The sequence below is a fragment of the Ruegeria sp. AP12 genome, assembly GCF_056540025.1.
On record NZ_JBQFVZ010000006.1, the window covers coordinates 157,947 to 177,122 of the forward strand.

24 protein-coding genes are annotated in these 19,176 nt (G+C 59.9%); 6 read left to right on the forward strand and 18 right to left on the reverse strand.

All coding sequences use genetic code 11. The features are described 5' to 3' along the window. Nucleotides 1-4: 4 nt before the first annotated feature. The 3 genes from ACR0E6_RS16380 to hmgA form a co-directional block, all read right to left on the reverse strand. Nucleotides 5-1,615, reverse strand: coding sequence for an FAD-dependent oxidoreductase (locus ACR0E6_RS16380; protein WP_480585246.1), 1,611 nt, complete (start codon nucleotides 1,613-1,615; stop codon nucleotides 5-7). Between the two features lie 217 nt (nucleotides 1,616-1,832). Then, nucleotides 1,833-3,089: a fumarylacetoacetase gene (gene fahA, locus ACR0E6_RS16385; RefSeq protein ID WP_480585249.1), complete on the reverse strand. Its 1,257-nt coding sequence runs from the start codon at nucleotides 3,087-3,089 to the stop codon at nucleotides 1,833-1,835. 31 nt (nucleotides 3,090-3,120) lie between these two features. Beyond that, nucleotides 3,121-4,476: a homogentisate 1,2-dioxygenase gene (hmgA, locus tag ACR0E6_RS16390; RefSeq protein WP_480585252.1), complete on the reverse strand. Its 1,356-nt coding sequence runs from the start codon at nucleotides 4,474-4,476 to the stop codon at nucleotides 3,121-3,123. A 57-nt stretch (nucleotides 4,477-4,533) separates the two neighbouring features. Here hmgA and ACR0E6_RS16395 point away from each other — a divergent pair, with 57 nt between their 5' ends. Continuing rightward, the gene (locus ACR0E6_RS16395; RefSeq protein WP_480585255.1) at nucleotides 4,534-4,986 is read left to right on the forward strand and encodes a MarR family winged helix-turn-helix transcriptional regulator; all 453 of its coding nucleotides are present in this window, start codon (nucleotides 4,534-4,536) and stop codon (nucleotides 4,984-4,986) included. A gap of 60 nt (nucleotides 4,987-5,046) precedes the next feature. Next, nucleotides 5,047-6,279 carry an adenylate/guanylate cyclase domain-containing protein gene (locus ACR0E6_RS16400; protein ID WP_480585258.1) on the forward strand — a complete coding sequence of 411 codons (1,233 nt, stop codon included), beginning with the start codon at nucleotides 5,047-5,049 and terminating at the stop codon, nucleotides 6,277-6,279. Nucleotides 6,280-6,295: 16 nt separating this feature from the next. Here the strand turns inward: ACR0E6_RS16400 and ACR0E6_RS16405 are convergent, their stop codons facing one another. After that, nucleotides 6,296-7,105, reverse strand: a complete 810-nt coding sequence (locus tag ACR0E6_RS16405) for a division plane positioning ATPase MipZ (RefSeq protein WP_170454769.1) — start codon at nucleotides 7,103-7,105, stop codon at nucleotides 6,296-6,298. A 218-nt stretch (nucleotides 7,106-7,323) separates the two neighbouring features. Here ACR0E6_RS16405 and ACR0E6_RS16410 point away from each other — a divergent pair, with 218 nt between their 5' ends. Together ACR0E6_RS16410 and ACR0E6_RS16415 are read left to right on the forward strand one after the other, a co-directional pair. Further along, nucleotides 7,324-8,211 (forward strand): AEC family transporter, encoded by an 888-nt coding sequence (locus ACR0E6_RS16410; RefSeq protein WP_480585262.1) that lies wholly within the window; start codon nucleotides 7,324-7,326, stop codon nucleotides 8,209-8,211. A gap of 95 nt (nucleotides 8,212-8,306) precedes the next feature. Then, nucleotides 8,307-8,678 (forward strand): VOC family protein, encoded by a 372-nt coding sequence (locus ACR0E6_RS16415; protein WP_170454765.1) that lies wholly within the window; start codon nucleotides 8,307-8,309, stop codon nucleotides 8,676-8,678. Nucleotides 8,679-8,750: 72 nt separating this feature from the next. On the opposite strand, the gene rpmE is transcribed toward ACR0E6_RS16415, so the two are convergent. Then, complete coding sequence (gene rpmE / locus ACR0E6_RS16420; RefSeq protein ID WP_170454763.1) at nucleotides 8,751-8,972, reverse strand: 50S ribosomal protein L31; 222 nt, start codon at nucleotides 8,970-8,972, stop codon at nucleotides 8,751-8,753. Between the two features lie 11 nt (nucleotides 8,973-8,983). Continuing rightward, nucleotides 8,984-9,367 (reverse strand): 50S ribosomal protein L19, encoded by a 384-nt coding sequence (gene rplS / locus ACR0E6_RS16425; protein WP_170328369.1) that lies wholly within the window; start codon nucleotides 9,365-9,367, stop codon nucleotides 8,984-8,986. 373 nt (nucleotides 9,368-9,740) lie between these two features. Between rplS and ACR0E6_RS16430 the strand changes: the two genes are divergently transcribed. Continuing rightward, nucleotides 9,741-10,544: a glycoside hydrolase family 25 protein gene (locus ACR0E6_RS16430; protein ID WP_480585267.1), complete on the forward strand. Its 804-nt coding sequence runs from the start codon at nucleotides 9,741-9,743 to the stop codon at nucleotides 10,542-10,544. A 5-nt stretch (nucleotides 10,545-10,549) separates the two neighbouring features. On the opposite strand, the gene trmD is transcribed toward ACR0E6_RS16430, so the two are convergent. The 11 genes from trmD to ffh all read right to left on the reverse strand — a co-directional run bounded on the left by trmD (nucleotide 10,550) and on the right by ffh (nucleotide 17,386). Beyond that, nucleotides 10,550-11,359, reverse strand: coding sequence for a tRNA (guanosine(37)-N1)-methyltransferase TrmD (gene trmD, locus ACR0E6_RS16435; RefSeq protein WP_480585271.1), 810 nt, complete (start codon nucleotides 11,357-11,359; stop codon nucleotides 10,550-10,552). Further along, nucleotides 11,356-12,171, reverse strand: a complete 816-nt coding sequence (locus ACR0E6_RS16440) for a hypothetical protein (protein ID WP_480585274.1) — start codon at nucleotides 12,169-12,171, stop codon at nucleotides 11,356-11,358. Before ACR0E6_RS16440 ends, trmD begins: the two co-directional genes overlap by 4 nt. Then, nucleotides 12,171-12,674, reverse strand: a complete 504-nt coding sequence (gene rimM, locus ACR0E6_RS16445) for a ribosome maturation factor RimM (protein WP_480585277.1) — start codon at nucleotides 12,672-12,674, stop codon at nucleotides 12,171-12,173. The genes ACR0E6_RS16440 and rimM overlap by 1 nt, the downstream gene beginning before the upstream one ends. Then, a complete protein-coding gene (locus tag ACR0E6_RS16450; RefSeq protein ID WP_170454753.1) occupies nucleotides 12,667-12,816 on the reverse strand; it encodes a hypothetical protein in 150 nt (49 codons plus the stop codon). Before ACR0E6_RS16450 ends, rimM begins: the two co-directional genes overlap by 8 nt. Nucleotides 12,817-12,819: 3 nt before the next feature. Beyond that, nucleotides 12,820-13,455 carry a 5,6-dimethylbenzimidazole synthase gene (gene bluB, locus ACR0E6_RS16455; RefSeq protein ID WP_480585281.1) on the reverse strand — a complete coding sequence of 212 codons (636 nt, stop codon included), beginning with the start codon at nucleotides 13,453-13,455 and terminating at the stop codon, nucleotides 12,820-12,822. Nucleotides 13,456-13,467: 12 nt separating this feature from the next. Next, complete coding sequence (gene rpsP, locus ACR0E6_RS16460; protein ID WP_170350323.1) at nucleotides 13,468-13,857, reverse strand: 30S ribosomal protein S16; 390 nt, start codon at nucleotides 13,855-13,857, stop codon at nucleotides 13,468-13,470. Between the two features lie 67 nt (nucleotides 13,858-13,924). Beyond that, nucleotides 13,925-14,221 carry a chorismate mutase gene (locus tag ACR0E6_RS16465; protein ID WP_480585285.1) on the reverse strand — a complete coding sequence of 99 codons (297 nt, stop codon included), beginning with the start codon at nucleotides 14,219-14,221 and terminating at the stop codon, nucleotides 13,925-13,927. Further along, nucleotides 14,218-14,757 (reverse strand): GNAT family N-acetyltransferase, encoded by a 540-nt coding sequence (locus ACR0E6_RS16470; RefSeq protein WP_480585287.1) that lies wholly within the window; start codon nucleotides 14,755-14,757, stop codon nucleotides 14,218-14,220. Before ACR0E6_RS16470 ends, ACR0E6_RS16465 begins: the two co-directional genes overlap by 4 nt. Beyond that, nucleotides 14,754-15,344: a GNAT family N-acetyltransferase gene (locus ACR0E6_RS16475; protein WP_480585289.1), complete on the reverse strand. Its 591-nt coding sequence runs from the start codon at nucleotides 15,342-15,344 to the stop codon at nucleotides 14,754-14,756. The genes ACR0E6_RS16470 and ACR0E6_RS16475 overlap by 4 nt, the downstream gene beginning before the upstream one ends. After that, the gene (locus ACR0E6_RS16480; RefSeq protein ID WP_480585291.1) at nucleotides 15,341-15,877 is read right to left on the reverse strand and encodes a GNAT family N-acetyltransferase; all 537 of its coding nucleotides are present in this window, start codon (nucleotides 15,875-15,877) and stop codon (nucleotides 15,341-15,343) included. Before ACR0E6_RS16480 ends, ACR0E6_RS16475 begins: the two co-directional genes overlap by 4 nt. Continuing rightward, nucleotides 15,878-17,386: a signal recognition particle protein gene (ffh, locus tag ACR0E6_RS16485; RefSeq protein ID WP_170624278.1), complete on the reverse strand. Its 1,509-nt coding sequence runs from the start codon at nucleotides 17,384-17,386 to the stop codon at nucleotides 15,878-15,880. A 304-nt stretch (nucleotides 17,387-17,690) separates the two neighbouring features. Here ffh and ACR0E6_RS16490 point away from each other — a divergent pair, with 304 nt between their 5' ends. After that, the gene (locus ACR0E6_RS16490) at nucleotides 17,691-18,578 is read left to right on the forward strand and encodes a sulfotransferase domain-containing protein (RefSeq protein ID WP_480585294.1); all 888 of its coding nucleotides are present in this window, start codon (nucleotides 17,691-17,693) and stop codon (nucleotides 18,576-18,578) included. Between the two features lie 3 nt (nucleotides 18,579-18,581). Here ACR0E6_RS16490 and ACR0E6_RS16495 read toward each other — a convergent pair whose 3' ends face one another. Continuing rightward, a complete protein-coding gene (locus ACR0E6_RS16495; RefSeq protein WP_170624274.1) occupies nucleotides 18,582-19,100 on the reverse strand; it encodes a hypothetical protein in 519 nt (172 codons plus the stop codon). Nucleotides 19,101-19,176: the final 76 nt, after the last annotated feature.

The window sequence follows — 19,176 nt, forward strand, 5'->3', positions numbered from 1 at the left end:
TTGCTTACTCCTTACCACAGGCGCGGCGAATGGCCTGCCGGAATGCGTTTTCTTCGAAACTGTCGCGGCGCGCAGCGATGTGCTGATCGGGGCGGATCAGATAAACCGCGCCGGTCGCATTGCCCAGAAAGGCGCGTTTCAGCGCCAGCGACGGATCGTCTTTGACCGACAGTGCCAGACGCGTGACCTCGATCCCGTCTACTTCGAGTGTCTCGGGCGCTTCGGCATCAATCGTCAGCAGGGTGAATCCGTCGGTTAGTTTTGGCAGCAAGAACCCATCGCCCAACGGCACATCCGGACAGGCCGAGCCCGGACGGGTAAGCGCTGGCCCATCCAACGCATCGGCCGAGTTCAGCGCGGACCCGTCATAAGTGCACGGCTGGCTCAATCGGCCTGAATTCACCAGCGGGCGTGCGAAGTCATAGACCTCGCTCAGGTCCAGCACGGCATCGCGCAACAGGCGGGACATGTCGGACTTGGGCGTGATGAATTCCGTGGACTGGCTGGATTTGCGCAGGTTTTCATCAGCGCCCTGCGCCCGTTCACCGACATAGCTGTCCAGCAGGGTTTCGGGGGCCTTGCCGTCCATCACAAGTTTCAGTTTCCAGCACAGGTTGTCGATATCCTGAATGCCGGAATTGGCGCCCATCGCGCCAAACGGGCTGACCTGATGTGCGCTGTCACCGGCAAACAGAACCCGATCTTTGCGGAAACTCTCCATCCGGCGGCACTGGAACGTGTAGATCGAGACCCATTCAAGCTGAAACTCAACCTCATCCCCCAACATCGCCTTCAGGCGTGGGATCACGTTTTCCGGGCGTTTTTCTGTTTCGGGATCGATATCGTTGCCCAATTGCAGATCAATCCGCCAGACATTGTCTGGCTGCTTGTGCAACAGTGCGGATTGGCCACGGTTGAACGGTGGGTCAAACCAGAACCAACGCTCGGACGGGAAATCAGCCTCCATGATCACATCGGCGATCAGGAAGTTGTCCTCGAACACGCGCCCGTCGAAATCGATGCCCAGCATCTGCCGGGTCGGAGATTTTGCCCCGTCGCAGGCAATCAACCAGTCGGCCTCGACGACATAGGGGCCTTCGGGCGTTGCGACTTCCAGCCGGACGTGATCGTCATGGGTGCCAATGGCTTCGACCTTGTTGCCGCCCCGCAGGTCGATCGGCGCGCCGCTGGCCTGCAGGTCGCGCACGCGCGCCACCAGGAATTCTTCCAGATAATATTGCTGCAGATTGACAAAGGCTGGGTTGGCCGCGCCTTTTTCGGGTTGGACGTCGAAGGTATAAACCTCGCGCGTGTCAAAGAAGACCTTGCCCTGATCCCATTGCACGCCCTTGTCCAAAATCGGGCGCGCACATCCCAGCCGGTTGGCGATATCCAGGGTGCGCTGCGAGAAACAGATGGCGCGGCTGCCGAAACTGACCTTGTCGTTTTCGTCCAGAACTACAACCTCGACGCCATGTTGCGCCAGATCGATGGCGGCGGCCAACCCGACCGGACCCGCCCCGACCACAATGACCTTGTGACGGGTCGGAACAGCGGAATCCTGATCCGGACTGCGCTCATAGGCGTAAAGCGGAAAGTCGAATATCTTGTTCATGGGCAACCCCCAATCCTGATCTGTCGATGACCCGCGCCGAGACTGTTGCTGGCGGGTATTGGGGGCATCGTCTCATCGATTCTGGTGGCGCAAAACGATCTGGATCAAATGCGGCGGAATGCCCCGGGTCGTGTCGCGAGGTCCCGCGCCGAGTTGCCGGTGGCGCATGTCGGACGCCTCCGGCGGGAGTATTTTTGAAAAGATGAAGCCTGCAGCGTTATGTTTTGTAAGGGTTTTCCAGAGCGGGCAGAACGGTGCCGGTGCAATCCCCGAAGCCGATTGTGAACCCGTCCCCCTTGGCGCTGCCTTTCAAAGTCAGCGTGTCGCCGTCTTCGATAAAGGATCGGGTTTCTCCGGTGTCCAGCGTCATGGGCTCTTTTCCGCCCCAGCTTAGCTCCAGCAGCGAGCCGCGATTTTCCTTTTCGGGGCCCGAGATCGTGCCGGATCCCAGCAGATCACCTGTGTTCATCGGGCAGCCCGAGGTCGTGTGATGCGCCAGTTGCTGCGCGGCGGAGTAGTACATTTCGTTATAGTTGGTCCGCGCGATGGTGGTTGCGGTCTGACCTTCGGGCGCAAGCGTGACCTCAAGATCCAGATCGTACAGCATCGGGCCGCAGTCCTTCAGGTGATCCAGCAGTTCGAACTCGCGCTCCGGCGTGTCGCATCGGAATGGTTCCAGCGCGGCTTTGGTGACAATCCATGGGCTGATCGAGGTGGCCGTGGCCTTGGCCTGAAAGGGACCGAGGGGCTGATACTCCCACGCCTGAATATCCCGCGCCGACCAGTCGTTCAGCAGGACGTAGCCGAAGATATGATCATCCGCCTGCTGGACCGAGATCGGGCCGTCGGATGGCGTGCCGATAATGGCGCCCATCTCCAGCTCGATATCAAAGCGGCGGCTGGGCAGGAAAGCGGGCAACTCCTGATCGGGGGATTTCAACTGGCCCCACGGGCGACGTATGTCTGTGCCCGAGACCACCACGGATGAAGCACGGCCGTTATACCCGATGGGCAGGTGCAGCCAGTTCGGCGGCAGCGCGTTTTCCGGCCCCCGGAACATGGTGCCGACGTTGAAGGCGTGGTGGCGGCCCGCGTAGAAATCGGTGTATTCGCTGACTGCGAAGGGCATATGCAGTTCGGCATCGGCCTGCGCAACCAGCAGCGGTTCGACCGCGGCCCGATCCTCTGACCCTTCGGAAAACAAATCCACCAGACGGTTGCGCAACGCGGCCCAGACAGCGGGGCCTTGCTCCATAAGCGGGTTCCAGAAGGGCAGGTCGAACAAGGGCTCATCGCTCAACGCGATCAACCCTTCGTGCTCAGCCGTCGTGATGTCGAAGATCATATCGCCGATAGCAACACCGCAGCGGGGCTCCTCATCGCTGGCGGAAAACACCCCATAGGGCAGGTTGTTCAGCGGAAACGGGTGGGCGGGATCGTTGGCCGAAGTCACCCAAGATTTCATCAGTGGCATGTTGTCTCCAAATGTCTGACCCGAAACCGGGTTACTTCTTGCCCGGCGTTCCGTCGAATTTCTTTTCCAGCGAGGTCCAGCAATCGATGTAGTCATCCTGCAATGGGGCCTGTTTGGCTGCAAATTCGGTCAGATGTTGCGGGAAGCGTGTTTCGAACATGAAGGACATGGTGTGATCCAGCTTGTCCGGCCCCAGATTGGCGTTCGAGGCTTTGTCGAATGCCTCGCGATCCGGTCCGTGCGGGATCATCATGTTGTGCAGGCTCATCCCGCCGGGGACGAAGCCCTGCGGTTTGGCGTCGTACTGGCCGTAGATGTTGCCCATAAGCTCTGACATGATGTTCTTGTGGTACCAGGGCGGGCGAAACGTATCTTCGGCCACCATCCAGCGTTCGCGGAACAGGACAAAGTCGATATTGGCCGTACCGGGCTGGCCCGAAGGCGCGGTCAGGACGGTAAAGATCGAAGGGTCCGGGTGGTCAAACAGGATGGCTCCAACCGGGCAGTAGGTACGCAGATCGTATTTGTAGGGCGCGTAATTGCCATGCCACGCCACTACGTCCAGCGGGCTGTGACCGATCCGGGTCACATGGAACTGTCCGCACCATTTGATGGTCACGGTCGAGGGCGTTTCGCGATCCTCAAACGCAGCGACCGGGGCTTTGAAGTCACGCGGATTGGCCATGCAGTTGGCTCCGATTGGCCCGCGCCCCGGCAGTTCGAACTTTTGACCATAGTTTTCGCACACAAAGCCACGTGCCGGACCTTCCAGCACCTCGACCCGATACAGCAGGCCGCGCGGCAGGATGGCGATTTCCTTGGGTTCCAGATCGATGATCCCCAATTCGGTCGCAAAGCGCAGGCGGCCTTCCTGCGGTACCACCAAAAGCTCGGAATCGGCCGAGAAGAAATATTCATCCACCATCGACTCGGTCACCAGATAGATATGGCTGGCCATGCCGACCTGCGTGTTCACATCGCCTGCGGTGGTCATCGTGTGCATCCCGGTCAGCCAGGTCAGGCCCTGTTCAGAATGCGGAACCGGGTCCCAGCGGTACTGGCCCAGGCTGATTACATCAGGATCGATGCAGGGGGCCGATTTCCAGTAATGCAGGTCAATCTTCTCGTACCGGTGCGAGTGTTTGACCGATGGCCGAATGCGGTAGCACCACGTCCGCTCGGGCGGGTTGGCGGTAAAGGCGGTGCCGCTGAGCTGCTCGCCGTAAAGGCCATAGTTGCAGCGCTGCGGGCTGTTCATGCCCTGAGGCAGCGCGTCGGGTAGTGCCTCGGTCTCAAAGTCGTTTCCAAAGCCGGGCATATAGCCCGAATGGGTGCCAACCGGCGTGCTGGCCTGGGTCAGGCGGTGTGGATCAGTCGGACGATTCATCGCGTGTTCCTCCGTTTGCTGCTTGTCGGATAATAGTTGATTTTGTAACTAACAAGAATGACAAACGATGATTTCAACAAAAAAGATGCCTTTGATCTGCAGAATTTCCTGCCCTTCCTGTTGAATCAGGCGGCTGAAGAGGCCTCGTTGGATTTTCAGAAGATCTACAAGGGTCGGTATGGGATGCTGCGCACTGAATGGCGGGTTCTGTTTCACTTGGGAATGTTTGGCACTTTGACCGCCAAGGACATCGGGGATCGCGCCAAGCTGCATAAAACCAAGATCAGCCGTGCCGTCGGTAAACTGGAAACCCGGCGCTATCTGAAACGGACGCGGGATGAGCAGGACAGGCGCGTGGAATGGCTGACGCTGACGCCGATGGGCGAAACGGTATATCGCGAACTCAGCGGGATTGCCCGGGAATACGATGCCAGGCTGACAGGCCCCTTCGATGCGGCCGAGACGGCCCTGTTGCGCAAAATGCTCAGGCGGCTGGCCGGAATGGATTGACCTCTGGTACTATCGCGCCACTGACCCCATCTGTGGCACAGAGCTAACACGGATTTTCATATGACCATTTCTGAACGCCTGTCGCCAGCGACATACGAATTGATCGACTGGCTTGTCTCCAAGGGCCTTGAAGGGGCCGGACAGGAAGAACTGCTTGAAGGGTTTTGCAATGGGTTGATCGATCAGGGCCTGCCCCTGATGCGCTTTCATGCGGCCCAGTCGACACTGCACCCCGTCTATGGCGGGATGGGGTATAGCTGGTATCGCGCCAAGGGCGGCACATCCGAGAAGTTTGAGAACTCGGACACCCCCAGCGAAGAATGGCTGCGCAGCCCCTTATACGCCCTGCTGGAAGAGGATATCGAGGACATCCGCGTTCGGCTGGTCGATCAGAACGAACCTAGCCGTTTCCCGTTGCTGAATGATCTGCGGGAAGAGGGGGCGACGGACTACTACGCAACCGGCATTCCCTTTGAAAAGACCGAGATGCGGAACACCGGGGCGCAGAAGGTCAGTGATGGCGTGTTGATGTCCTGGACCAGTGACGCACCAACCGGGTTCGAAGACAGGGATATCGAACATCTTCACGCGATATTGCCGCATCTGGGTCTGGCGCTGAAATCCGCCAGAAATCAAATGATGTCGCGAGACCTGCTGCGTGTCTATCTGGGACGCGACGCGGGTCAGCGGGTCTTGTCGGGCGAAATCCGGCGCGGGTCTTTGCAGCAGATCGATGCGGTGATCTGGAACTTTGACCTTGAAGGCTTCACCACCCTGTCCGAGGACCTGCCGGGGACCGAGATTATCGACATGCTGAACGACTATCTGGCCGTGGCCGTCAGTGTTGTGCATGACTGTGGCGGCAATATTCTGAAGTTCATGGGCGACGGGCTGATGGCGATGTTCGATGTTGGCGAGATTGACGAGGACGCCCGTGCGGCGTTGTCAGCCGTGCCTTTGTTGCAAAAGCGGATGGATGAGTTGAAAGCGCGCCGTGCCGCAGATGGGCTGCCCGTGGCGAATTACACTCTGGCGTTGCATTCAGGAGAAATCCTCTACGGCAATATCGGCTCGGAAACCCGTCTGGATTTCACGGTGATCGGCCCGGCCGTCAATCAGGCGGCCCGGATCGCCGGGATGCACAGGTCGCTGGGGCAGCGGATCCTGATCTCGGACGATGTCGCCCGCGCGGCGGGGTCCTGCCAACAGGAACTGATCTCGGTCGGGCGCTACATGCTGCGGGGCGTGAACGAACCGAAAGAGCTGTTCACGGTGTACGGTCCGGTCGATTGAGGCTTAAGCGCCGATTTTAGAAATCGATCTCAACGCCGGGCAGGTTCAATTCGCGCATCATGTCGCGCAATTCCTGCCGGGCCGCGATGTTCGAGATGTTCAGCTGTTTCACTCCGATATCCTTGAGGTCCAGCAGCGTCAGGCCGCGAGGAAACAACTCGCGAAAGATAACCCGTTCGGAAAAGCCCGACGCGACGCGGAAGCCGATGCGCTGCGATAGCATCTCGATCGCGCGCTGCATCTTTTCCTTGTTGACCATGCGCTGGGTGCCGACCCGGTTGCGCACAACCACCCAGTCGATGGGCTTTAACCCGGCCTGCGCCCGCAATTGTCGCGCGTTCCAGACCATCTCGGAATAGACCGACGGGCCAAGGATTTTCTCACCCTTGGAATCGATCCGCGCCAGCAGGTCGAAGTCGATGAAACTGTCGTTCAGCGGTGTGATCAGCGTATCGGCCAGCGAATGCGCCACCTGGCTGAGGCGGGTGTGAGAGCCGGGGCAGTCGATCAAGATGAAATCGCTGTCGCTTTCCAGTTCAGCAACGGCGGCAGACAGGCGGTGGTCATAGATATTCTCACCGGGCTTCAGCGTGCTGGCGTCGATCTCGGGCAGGTCGTGATGGCGCGGGCTGGGCAGCGCGAATTCGGCACCGTTCAAAAAGTTTCCGCGGTTCTCGAAATAGCGGCCAAGGCTGCGCTGGCGAAGGTCCAGGTCCAATGTGCTGACCTTGTGCCCCAGCCGTGCCAGCGCCGTTGCAACATGCATCGACACGGTCGATTTGCCTGCGCCGCCCTTTTCGTTTCCGACAACGATTATATGTGCCATGCTTGTCGTCCCAAGTCTTGCCGTGTTTGTCCACACGTTGTTGAGAGCCACTATATGTTGTGTCTGCGGGGAAGAAAAGAACCTCAGGCCGTGGTTTGGGCCTTTATCAGGCTCTAATTTGGAAAACACTGATCTGTTCGCGGGTTAGGTCGGATTGCTTGCCAAACACGCCGGCCCGATTCACTGTCTGTTTAGAGGCCGGGCAAGAGGAGCGCGGGTTGGAGCACCTGTTTCTGAACGTTTTCAACGTGGTTTTGCCTGTGCTGATTTGCGCCGGGATCGGCTATGGGCTGGCGCTGACCAACGCCCCGTTCGACAACAAGGTGATCGGCGGGATCGTCTCGAAGGTCGGGTACCCGACGCTGATCATCTCGCACCTGACGGCCATCAAGCTGGATGTGGGGACGTTTCTGGACATGATGAGCGCCGCCGCGCTGGCCGTGGCCGGGTTTGGCGTTCTGGGGTTTCTCGCGCTCAGGGCGTTGCGCCTGCCAGTGCGGGCATTCCTGACGCCGTTGATGCACGGGAACGTGGGCAATATCGGTCTGCCGATCACTCTGCTGGCGCTGGGGGATGCAGGCATGGCCTACACGATGGCCTTCGTCGTCGTGGTGTTGATCAGCATCTTCACCGTTGGCATGTGGATCCCCGCCGGAGAATTCTCGCCCAGGAAACTCGCGACCTCGCCGATTATCTACGCCGTTGCGGCATCGCTGATTCTGATGGCAACAGGGACCAGCCTGCCGCAGCCGGTTGCAAAGTCCTTTGATATTCTGGGCGGCCTGTCGATCCCGCTGATGCTGCTGACATTGGGTCACACGCTGGCAACCCTGCGGATCACCAGCCTTGGACGCGCGGTTCTGCTGACCGGTCTGCATCTGGTGATGGCCGTGGGCATCGCAAGCGCGTTGGTCTGGCTGTTCGGCTTCACCGGGGCCGAACGCGGAGCGTTGATCCTGTGCTGCCTGATGCCGTCATCCGTGGCGACCTATCTGTTCATTGACCAGCATGTGCCTGAATACGGGCCGGACGTGGCCGGGTTCATTCTGGTGTCGACCTTGGCAACGATTTTTGTTCTGCCGCTCGCCTTGTCCTATTGGCTGTAAGGTCCGGCTGTTGTCGGTTTCGTGACTTGTATACCCCGGTCACCTGACAGACGATGGCCCGGAGATTCCCCATCAAACACAAAAGGGTTCCGCTTATGATCGGATACGTCACCATCGGTGTTGCCAACCTGGACAACGCCAAGCAGTTCTACACGTCGCTGTTTGCAGACAAAGACGCGCAAGTCCTGATCGATGCGGGCCGCATCGCTTTTATCGGCAACGATCCCACTGCACCGATGCTTGCCGTGTGCGAGCCTTATGATGGTAATGAGTGCGCCTCGGGCAATGGCAACATGGTGTCCTTTCCGGCGGACAACAAAGAGGCAGTCTCAACTATGTATGAAAAGGCAATCAGCCTGGGTGCAACGGATGAGGGTGAACCGGGCCAGCGTGTGCCGGATCGCTTTTATGGGGCCTATGTGCGCGATCCCGATGGCAATAAACTATGTTTCTATGTCTTTGGGTAAAGACTTGAAGCACCGCAAACAAAAAAAGGCCGCCCCAAACGGGCGGCCTTTCGCATTCGGTAAAGGTAAGGCTTAGAAGCCCAGACCTTCGTATTTCTTCTTGAACTTCGACACGCGGCCACCGGTGTCCATCAGGCGCGACGAGCCGCCGGTCCATGCGGGGTGCGAAGAAGGATCGATTTCCAGAGCCAGCTGGTCGCCCTCGGCGCCCCAGGTGGATTTCATCTGAACCACGGTGCCATCGGTCATTTTGACGTTGATGACGTGATAATCGGGATGGATGTCTTTTTTCATCTTTCCGCTCCTTACGCCTCGGCGCCAGCCTTGGGCTTGTAGTTGGTAACCTCTGCGATACGCGCGGATTTACCACGGCGCGAGCGCAGGTAGTACAGTTTGGCGCGACGGACGCGGCCACGGCGGACAACGGTGATGCTGTCGATGTTGGTCGAGTGCAGCGGGAACACACGCTCCACGCCTTCGCCAAACGAGATTTTGCGGACAGTGAACGAACCGGCGATGCCGCTGCCACCTTTGCGCGCGATGCAGACGCCTTCGTAGTTCTGCACACGGGTACGCGACCCTTCGGTCACCTTAAAGCCGACACGGATGGTGTCTCCGGCTTTGAAATCGGGGATGTCTTTCCCCAGGGCGGCAATCTGTTCCGCCTCAAGCTGTGCGATCAGGTCCATCGCAGTTACTCCTATCTGCTCGTGGTTGGTCCACGAAGTTTGGGCACGGCCTGAGAGCTCTTGGTCTTCACCGGGTCCTGCTGTGCAGCCCGCCAGAGGTCAGATCGAATGTTCCTTTGGTCCGGTCCGCCCTGTCGCGCCGGGGCTGAAGAAAGCCGGGCGTCACGTCAGGATGCAAACCAAAACACCGGAGTCGCTGTTCGCGGCACCGGATTGCGCTGCTTTAGGGGGTTTGGGGGCAGGGATCAAGCCTAAATTGCAGGCGTCACCGGTGAGAATTCGCCACTTTGTAACTGCGCCGTTGCCTTGGCCCACGGTTCGGGCATTCTGAGGTCAATTGAAAGAGCAGATTTAACAAAATCAGGACAGGGTAATGCGGGTTTCCGTCTTATTGGCACTATTGGGCGTTGCGTTGATGTCATGCGGGCGGCAAGGGCCGCCCCCGCAGGTGGTCGAGCCAACGCCGGGCGTGGATCGAACGGCCCCATCGGTGATCTACCCGGATTTCGGAGACGCCGATCCCCATGACTGGGAAGGTCGGCATCCCGGGCTGTACCCGGTGCACGGGCTTGACGTCTCGCGCTGGCAAGGTCCTATCGACTGGAGGCAGGCCAAGGCGTCGGGTGTCAGTTTTGTTTTCATGAAGGCAACTGAGGGTGGCGATGTTTTCGACCCAATGTTCGATGACCACCGGCGTGGCGCGCAGGCGGCGGGTGTGCCTTGGGGGGCGTATCATTATTACTACTTCTGCCGTTCTGCGCGGGAACAGGCGCGGTGGTTCATCAAGAACGTACCCAAAGGCGCGGACCTGCCACATGTGTTGGACATGGAATGGACGCCACATTCCAGAACCTGCACCCTGCGCCCCGATGGCGCGACCGTTCGGGCCGAGGCACAGCGCTTTCTGGATATCCTCGAACGTCACTATGGGCGCAGACCCATCGTCTATACGACGGTGGATTTCTACGACGACACCAATATCGGCCGCCTGCCAAAGACCGAGTTCTGGTTAAGATCCGTCGCCGGGCATCCCAGCAAGGTCTATCCGCGCTCGGTCTGGCGTTTCTGGCAGTATACGGGCACGGGTCTGGTGCCCGGCGTTCAGGGCCGGGTCGACATCAACGTCTTTCACGGAACGCCCGAGACCTGGGCGCTGTGGAAAGCGGCGACGCCTTAAAAAAATTATCCGCGATCTTTGTCCTGCGAGTCCAGATATTCCTGCCAGATATCCGGGCGTCTTTCGCGGGTGATCTGTTCCGCCATCTGATGCCGCCAGTCCGCGATGCGACCATGGTGTCCGGACATCAGAACATCAGGGATCGGACGGCCATTCCAGTCCGACGGACGGGTGTATTGCGGATGCTCCAACAGGCCGGAGGAAAAGCTTTCTTCTTCCGTCGAGGCATGATTGCCCAGAACGCCTGGGATAAGACGCACGGTGGCGTCGATCAGGGCCTGCGCGGCAATCTCACCACCGGTCATCACGAAATCGCCCAGAGACACTTCCTGAACGCCGTAATGCTCTAGCACACGCTCATCCACGCCTTCGAACCGACCACACAGCAGGGTCATTCCGTCGCAGCGCGCGAAGGTCTGCATCATGCGCTGATCCATTCGACGCCCGCGTGGGCTGAGATAGACCAGCGGCCAGTTGCCGCGAATGCCTGACATCGTGTGCTCGATTGCCGGGCCCAGCACGTCGGCGCGCAGGACCATGCCCGCGCCACCGCCCGCAGGTGTGTCATCGACATTGCGATGCTTGCCAATGCCAAACTGGCGCAAATCCACGGTTTCCAGCTGCCACAACCCCTCTTGCAGGGCTTTCCCGGTCAGGCTTTCGCCAAGTACGCCGGGAAAGGCTGAGGGGAACAGCGTGATGATCTTGGCTTTCCATACGCCGTGCAGATCCGGCGTGGGCGTCATCAGCTCTCGCGGTTTCAATGTCGGGCGGATGGCCTTGCGGCCGTGGGATTTCTTGGGTGTGTCGGTCATGTCTGGCCAGCCAATGCGGTCCGTGCGCTGCGAATAAGGGCCTTCTTCTGCGCGATCAGCGCGGTGTCGTCCAGCGAAGATCGGTTTAGCGTCAGCAATTCGGACAGCACGTCATGGGGCAGGCCCGCGTTGGATTTTGTGGGCGGCACCAACTTTGACGTCTTGTCATGAGGCAGGTTCAGAAAGTCTGCAAAGGGCGTGCCGGGGCCGAACCGGGTGTCCGGCAGGTCTTCCAGCCACCGCGTCTGAACGGTCACCTCTGGCAGTCTCTCCTGAATTCTGTCTGCGACGGTTAGCAAGCCGGGAAGGTGATCAAGCGCTTCGCAGAACCCATCGAAATCCTGAACAAGCCGCCTGCGTTGCAGATCATGCGCCCAAAGGCTGCGCAGCCATCCGGTTTTTTCACGAAGCGACAGGTAAACGGTGACGTCCACCTTGTCCCCCACCAACCGGCGGCGAATTGCGCTGACCAGCGTGGCCGCAAGTTCGGGCGTGGCCGCGTATCCTTCGGCGCTGTTTCTGCTGGGGCGCAGACCGGCGAAGTTCTCGTCGCTCAGCACAAGGCCGCGCCGCGTTCCGAAATCGATGTCGCCCAGAAATGCGTTCAACTGGTTGCCGAACGCGGCCAGCGTATCGTCCAGCCGATAGACCGAATGCCGCGTGGCCGCCGCCGCCAAACCCGATTTGCGCGTCTTGTAGGGCAGCAGCAGCGAATAGTGCGGCCAGATCAGCGAGCGGTTTTCGTAAAGAAAGGATTGCGCGGCGGTTGTGCCGGTCTTGTGCAAGCCAAGATGCAGCAGGACGCGCCGCATCAGATCAGACCTTCGGGCGGGTCCGCGACGATGCGGCCTTTGTCCAGATCAACCGTTGGCACGGCTTCAAGCGTGAACGGCAGCAGAACGGTGGATTTCAGGCCCGGACCGTGCAGTTCCAGCAGATCCGCAGCACCGTGGTTCTGAACGGATTTCACCCGCCCCAACAATGTGCCGCCAGTGTCATATACCTCAAGCCCGATCAGGTCGGCATGGTAAAACTCGTCATCCGGAAGCGAGGGCAACTGGTCGCGCCGCGCGAATAGGCGCAGGCCCTTCAAATCGTCAGCCTGTTCCTTGGTCTCGACGCCACCCAAACGGGCGGCAAAGCCGTTCTTGATGGTGCGGGTCAGGACCAGTGGGTAGCGGTCCTTGCCAGATTCGTCGGTCAGGGGCGCGTAAGCCTCGATATCCGCAGGCTCGGCGCAATAGCTTTTCAGCCGCACTTCGCCGCGCACGCCGTATGATCCTGCAATGCTGCCGACGCAGATCAGGTCACTCATTGGTCACACCCGTCGTTACACATAGCCCGTTCTTCCACTGCCCAAGCCCGTCGCAGGCCTCGCGTTGATTGCTGCGTTCAAAGAACACGCCGACAATAAAGGCGATCAGTAGCAGGATGGGAAGGCGTAACAGACCGAACATTGCTTATCGTACCTCGATGGGAAGCGCGTCGTTGCGACTTTCCCAACCCACACGTTCCAGCTCTGGCGTGTCGGACAATTCTTCCGGCCAGCCGACACAGAAATAGCCGATCAGACGCCAATCTTCGGGCACGTCCAGATCGCGCGCCATCCGGTCGGGATCAAGGATCGAGACCCAGCCCAGCCCCAGCCCCTCGGCCCGCAAGGCCAGCCAGAACAGAGTGACGGCAGACACGACGGAATAACGCCGCATCTCGGGCATCGAACCGGCACCCAGCCCAAGCCCCTTATCCGTTGAATCGTCGCAGAAAACGGCCAGCTGAACCGGGGCCTCTTGCATGCCCGACAGTTTCAACTGGCTATAAAGTTGTGCTTTTTCGCCCGAATATCCATCCAGCGCCTGCGCGTTGGCAGTTTGGAAATTCTCAAGCGCCGCATTGCGCGCGGCCTCACTTTCGACGCGGATCACGCGCCAGGGTTCGCTCAGCCCCACCGAGGGGGCCAGACGAAACGCGTCGAGGCAGCGCGTCAGCACTGCCTCGTCAACCGCGTCGGTGCGGAACCGGCGCACATCGCGCCGGAGCCGCATCAACAGATCGAACTGCGTGCGAAAATCATCGGTGAAAGTCTGATCCCGCACGAGCCCGCCTGCTTATTCTTCTGCAGCCGCTTCTTCAGCAGGTGCAGCAGCCGCTTCGGCAGCTTCAGCAGCCTTGGCCGCTTTTTCTTCGGCGCGTTCCTGAGCTTTCTTGCCCGGGGTACCCTTGTTGGGGTTGTTGCGCTCGGCCTTGTCGCGGGTGCCGGCTGCTTCCAGCATACGTGCGATACGGTCGGTGGGCTGTGCGCCCTGATCCAGCCAGTACTGGATGCGCTCCATGTTCATTTTCACGCGCTCTTCGCTGTCTTTCGGCAGCAACGGGTTGTAGGTGCCCAGTTTCTCGATGAAACGGCCGTCGCGGGGCATACGGCTGTCAGCAGCCACGATGCGGTAGAAGGGACGCTTTTTCGAGCCGCCGCGGGCGAGACGAATTTTCATTGCCATGGTGGTATCTCCTTTGAATGGCATCACGCCGAAGGCGTGTCTTTTGTTGAGCCGGCGCAGATGCCGGTTAGTTTTGATGTTTCTTATGGTGTCGGATGACTTCCTGAATGATGAAATTCAGAAAAGCCTTGGCGAAGTCGGGGTCCAGATCGGCCGCTTTCGCCAGGTCTTCGAGCCGTGCGATCTGCGCTGCCTCGCGCGAGGGATCGGACGGGGGAAGGTCGTGTGCGGCCTTGAGCTTGCCAACGGCCTGCGTGTGCTTGAACCGCTCGCCCAGCGTGTAGACAAGGATCGCGTCCAGCCGGTCGATGCTTTCGCGATGCTCTTTCAACAGCGTGGCAGCCTGTGTCACGGGGTTGGTCATTGGCCGGTCCTTTCGGTGGTCAAGTCAATCTGCGGGTGGCGCCAGATCTGGGCGCGTTTGCCCAATAGCTCGGCGTTTTCAATCTCCAGCGTCGCACCAAGCCGTTCGGCCAGCGCGCGCGAGCGGTCATTGGCATGGGCGATATAGCTGATCACGCCGTTCAGCCCCTGATGCCGCGCCGCATAATCGCGCGCAGCCGATGCGGCCTCGAACCCCAGCCCTTTGCCCTCTGCTTCGGCCATCAGGGTCCAGCCCAGCTCGGGCTCGGCCCAGCCGGGTACGTCGATCATACCGGCCCAGCCCACAAATGCGCCGCTGGTCTTCTCGGTCAGGTGCCATAGGCCAAAGCCCTTCAGCGCCCAGTGCCCCAAGCGGTTGGCCAGAGAATTCCAGCTTTCAAGCGCATCCTTGGGGCCGCCAACCATATGACTGCGCTCGGTTGCGAAGAACGTGGTCATCGCGGGCAAATCGTCCAAATGCGGCGCGCGCAGGATCAGGCACTGGGTTTCAACGGTGGGGATGGTGAATGAGGTCATGCGTAGGCCTCCATCCCGCCGTCGCCATCGGTGGCGAGGTGGCGATACACCAAGGTCACACCGTCCTCTTCAACGATCTCGCGTTCCACAAAAGCGCCAAGCCGGTCTGCCAGACGTTGAGAGCGTTCATTCCCTTTGACGATAAAGCTCGCCAAAGTGTCCCAGCCGAGTTGCTCAAACGCAAAGCCACGCGCGGCGCTTGCAGCCTCAAACGCATAGCCGTGGCCCTCGCCTTCCTCGGTGAAGATGAAACCAAGCTCTGGCTCTGGGTCTTCCGGCTCGAAGCCGAGAACGACAAAGCCCAGCAGTTGACCGCCTGCCTTCGCTTCAACCGACCAAAGGCCATGGCCACGCAGCGACCAGATGGCGACCATCTGAGCGAAATCATACCACGCATCCTCGCGCGACATGACTGTCAGGTACCGCGCGCGCGGGCTGGCCACGATCCGGACATAGGTGTCGAAATCCGACAATTGCGGCGCGCGCAGAACCAGACGCTCGGTTTCGAGCGTCGGAATTGCGCCCGCCACGCGAGACGCCAGCTCAGCCCCTTGCGCATTGGGCGCGGCTTCAAATCGGAAGGTCATGCGTAGGCCTCCGATCCGTATTGCCGCTCATCCGGGTGCGGGTGGCGATAGACGACATCTTCGGGGTCCGGGCGCGCTGCGCTTGGGTCTTCACTTGCCCCAAGCCGCTTGGCCAGCGCGATTGAACGGGTGTTAGGCGCATCGACATAGCTGACCAAAGACGTCAGCCCGGCATTCTCAAACGCCCAGTCACGCGCGGCGCAGGCCGCTTCGAATGCATAGCCCTTGCCTTCAAATCCGGGGAAAATACACCAGCCGATTTCGGTTTCCGGGAAATTCGGAGGTTTGTTGATTCCGACCTGCCCAATGAATTCACCGGTTTCCGTCAGATCGACCGCCCACGCGCCAAACCCGAGAAACTGCCAACTGGCCACGTCCGAGCCCAGCATCGACCACAGGTCCTGGGCCGAGTACGGGCCGTCCATGTACTTGGCCCAATCCGTCGCAAACAGCGCGGCCATCGGCTCGAAATCCTCAAGCCGGTGGTGGCGCAATGTCAGGCGCGCAGTGGATATGGTGGGCGCAAGGGTCACTTACTTTTTCTTCCCGAACCCACTCAGACCCGAGGGCAGACCCATGCCGCCGCCCAGTCCGGGCAGGCCGCCAGGCATCTTGCCGCCCATCGCCTTGGCCGCCTGTTCCAGTGCCTTGGGGTCCATACCTGCGGCCATATCCTCGGGCGAGGGGCCGCCTTTGCCGAACATGCCTTTCATGGCCTGTTTCAGCATCTTGCCTTTGCCCATCTTGCCCATCTTCTTCATCATGTCCGACATCTGCCGGTGCATCTTGAGCAGCTTGTTGAGGTCGCTGACCTCCATCCCCGAACCCGCTGCAATCCGTTTCTTACGGCTGGCTTGCAGCAGCTGAGGGTTGGCGCGTTCGCGTTTGGTCATCGACTGGATCATCGCGATCTGCTGGCGCAGGATCTTGTCGTCCAGACCGGCCTGATCCATCTGTTTCGCCATTTTGCCCATGCCCGGCATCATGCCCATCATGCCCTGCATGCCGCCCATCTGGATCATCTGTTCCAGCTGCATCTTCAGGTCGTTCATGTTGAACTGACCCTTGACCATGCGCTTCATCATGCGCTCGGTCTGTTCCATCTCCATCGTTTCCTGGGCCTTTTCGACCAGGGCCACGATGTCGCCCATGCCCAGAATACGTCCTGCGATCCGGTCCGGCTCGAAAGTTTCGAGCGCGTCCATCTTCTCGCCCAGACCGACGAAACGGATCGGCTTGCCGGTGACCGCGCGCATCGACAGCGCCGCACCACCGCGACCGTCACCGTCCATCCGGGTCAGGACCACGCCCGAGATACCGACCTTGGCGTCGAACTCCTCGGCCACTTCAACGGCGACCTGACCGGTCAGGCCGTCGACCACCAGCAGAGTCTCGCGCGGGTCGACCACGTTGCGAACCTGCTCGACCTCGTCCATCAGGACTTCGTCAATGTGCAGACGACCTGCGGTGTCGAGCATGTAGACGTCATACCCACCAAGCGTCGCCTGCTGCTTTGCTCGTTTGGCGATATCTACCGGAGATTGGCCCGGCACGATCGGCAGCGTATCCACACCGACCTGCGTGCCCAGCACCGCCAGCTGATCCATCGCCGCCGGGCGATAGACGTCGAGCGAGGCCATCAGGACCTTCTTGCCCTCTTTTTCTTTCAGGCGCTTTGCCAGCTTACCGGTTGTGGTGGTCTTGCCCGAGCCCTGCAGACCGACCATCAGGATCGGGGCGGGCGGGTTGTCGATCTTGAGCTTGCCGGGGTCTTCTTCGCCGCGCAGGGTATCGACCAGCGCGTCATGCACGATCTTGACGACCTGCTGGCCGGGGGTGATCGACTTGGTCACCGCCTGACCGGTTGCCTGTTCCTGCACCTTCTTGACGAAGGCGCGGGCCACCGGCAGCGAGACGTCAGCCTCAAGCAACGCAACGCGAACCTCGCGCAGGGCGGTCTTGACGTCTTCTTCGGACAGGGCGCCCTGTTTGGTCAGCCGGTCAAAGACGCCAGAGAGGCGTTCGGATAGATTTTCAAACATGCCTTCGGCCTCCTTCGCCGGTTATCTGGTGGCACCTCCTAACTAGGCGGCACCGGTTCAATGCACAATTGCCCCCTCCCACAGAATTAGACGTGGGGGTAATGCCAAATGGCATTGCCCCCACGGGCGAAACTCGCTGGTGGGGGGCGATCCCTGAACGACTCAAGGGACCGGAAGGATGGTTTCTTCCGGATGTTTGCGCGTCGTCTACGCGCCCGAAGGCACCGAGTCAAGACAGGCGCTTTGTATGGAACCCCCTGTGGTGTAGCGTCGGCAAGCAGGATGCAAAGGTCGGAGGGTGAAGGTGAGCGGTACATTTCCACAGCGGACCACCGACTACGTGGGTCCGGTGACAAATACGGATATCTGGCCCGAATTCCGGATACGCCCTGACGATCTGTTTGTCTGCACGCCGCCCAAATGCGGAACCACCTGGACGCAGACACTGGTGCGAATGCTGATTACCGAACAGGCCGATCCGTCGATCTATGACAACAAGGTCTCGCCCTGGCTGGATTGCGCTTTTCGCGACCGGGTCGCGCAGGCCAATTCACTGGAGGTTCAGGATCACAGGCGCTGCATCAAGACGCATACACCGTTGGATGGCATCACCTATTCGCCGGATGCCCAGTATCTGGTGGTTCATCGTCATCCGGTCGATGTGCATTTTTCGCTGCGTAGCCATGTCGAGAACATGACCGAAGACTGGCTGGACTATCTGTTTCCCGACGACCTGTCCGAAGCGTTTGCGATGTTTCTGGACCGCCCGGCCTCGACCAAAGGGACCGATGATCTGACGCTGGCCTCGTTCGTGCATCACTTCCGGTCTTTCTGGGATTATCGCGACCTGCCCAATATTCATTTCCTGCACTATGCCGAGCTAAGCCGCGACTTGCCGGGACAGGTCAGGCGATTGGCCGGGATCATGGGAATGAACATCGACGACCGCATGGTGGCCGGGATTTCGCAAGCGGGAAGCTTCGGGTCGATGAAAGACAATGCCAGACGCCTGTCGCAGACGCCGGGGTTTACCAGCGTTTTTCGCGATTTCGCGCAGTTTTTCTCGTCAGGCACCAGCAACAAGTGGGAAGGTAAGCTGACCGAGGCCGAGATGGCGCGATATGACGCCCGGATGGCCGGCATGGTCACCCCGGCTGAGCGGATGTGGCTGGAACATGGTCGGGCCGTGTAACCCTCAGGCCTGTTCCCGATCTGGTTTCTGATCGCCAGCGGGCAGCCAATCGTTGATCGCATCCACCAATCCGTGCGCTCCGCGTCCGCTTGAGAATGCCTCGACGATGGGATGCCGCCCTGCGCTCATACCCTTGTCGAGTATCAGGACCGGGCGATAGAGGGTCGACGATCCTTTGGTGCTGCGCGACACCGAGCTTTCGATCTCGGCATGGGACAGGTCTGACAGCGCATGCTCGACCGCGTCATAGCCAAAGACCGACTGCCTGCGGATCACGATGCTGCCCTTTTTGCGGTCCAGTATGACCTGAACGCGCCGGACAAAGGTGCAGAACGCGCCGAACCCCAATCCTCCTCCAAAGAGTGCAAAGAAAAGACCGAACAGAATGCCTTCGCCACCTTCGCTGACCATGAACAGACCTGCGCCGACAAAGGCGAGTATGAAGAAGACCAGCGTGATGCCGATGAACCATGGCGTGTATGTCAGGATCAATTGGTCCTGGGTATTGCGCGACACTTTCATGGCGGCACGCTAACACTGAATTCTGGCACTGTCGTGGCTTGAATTTCCATCTTTGTTGCGCGATGAGCGCATCAGA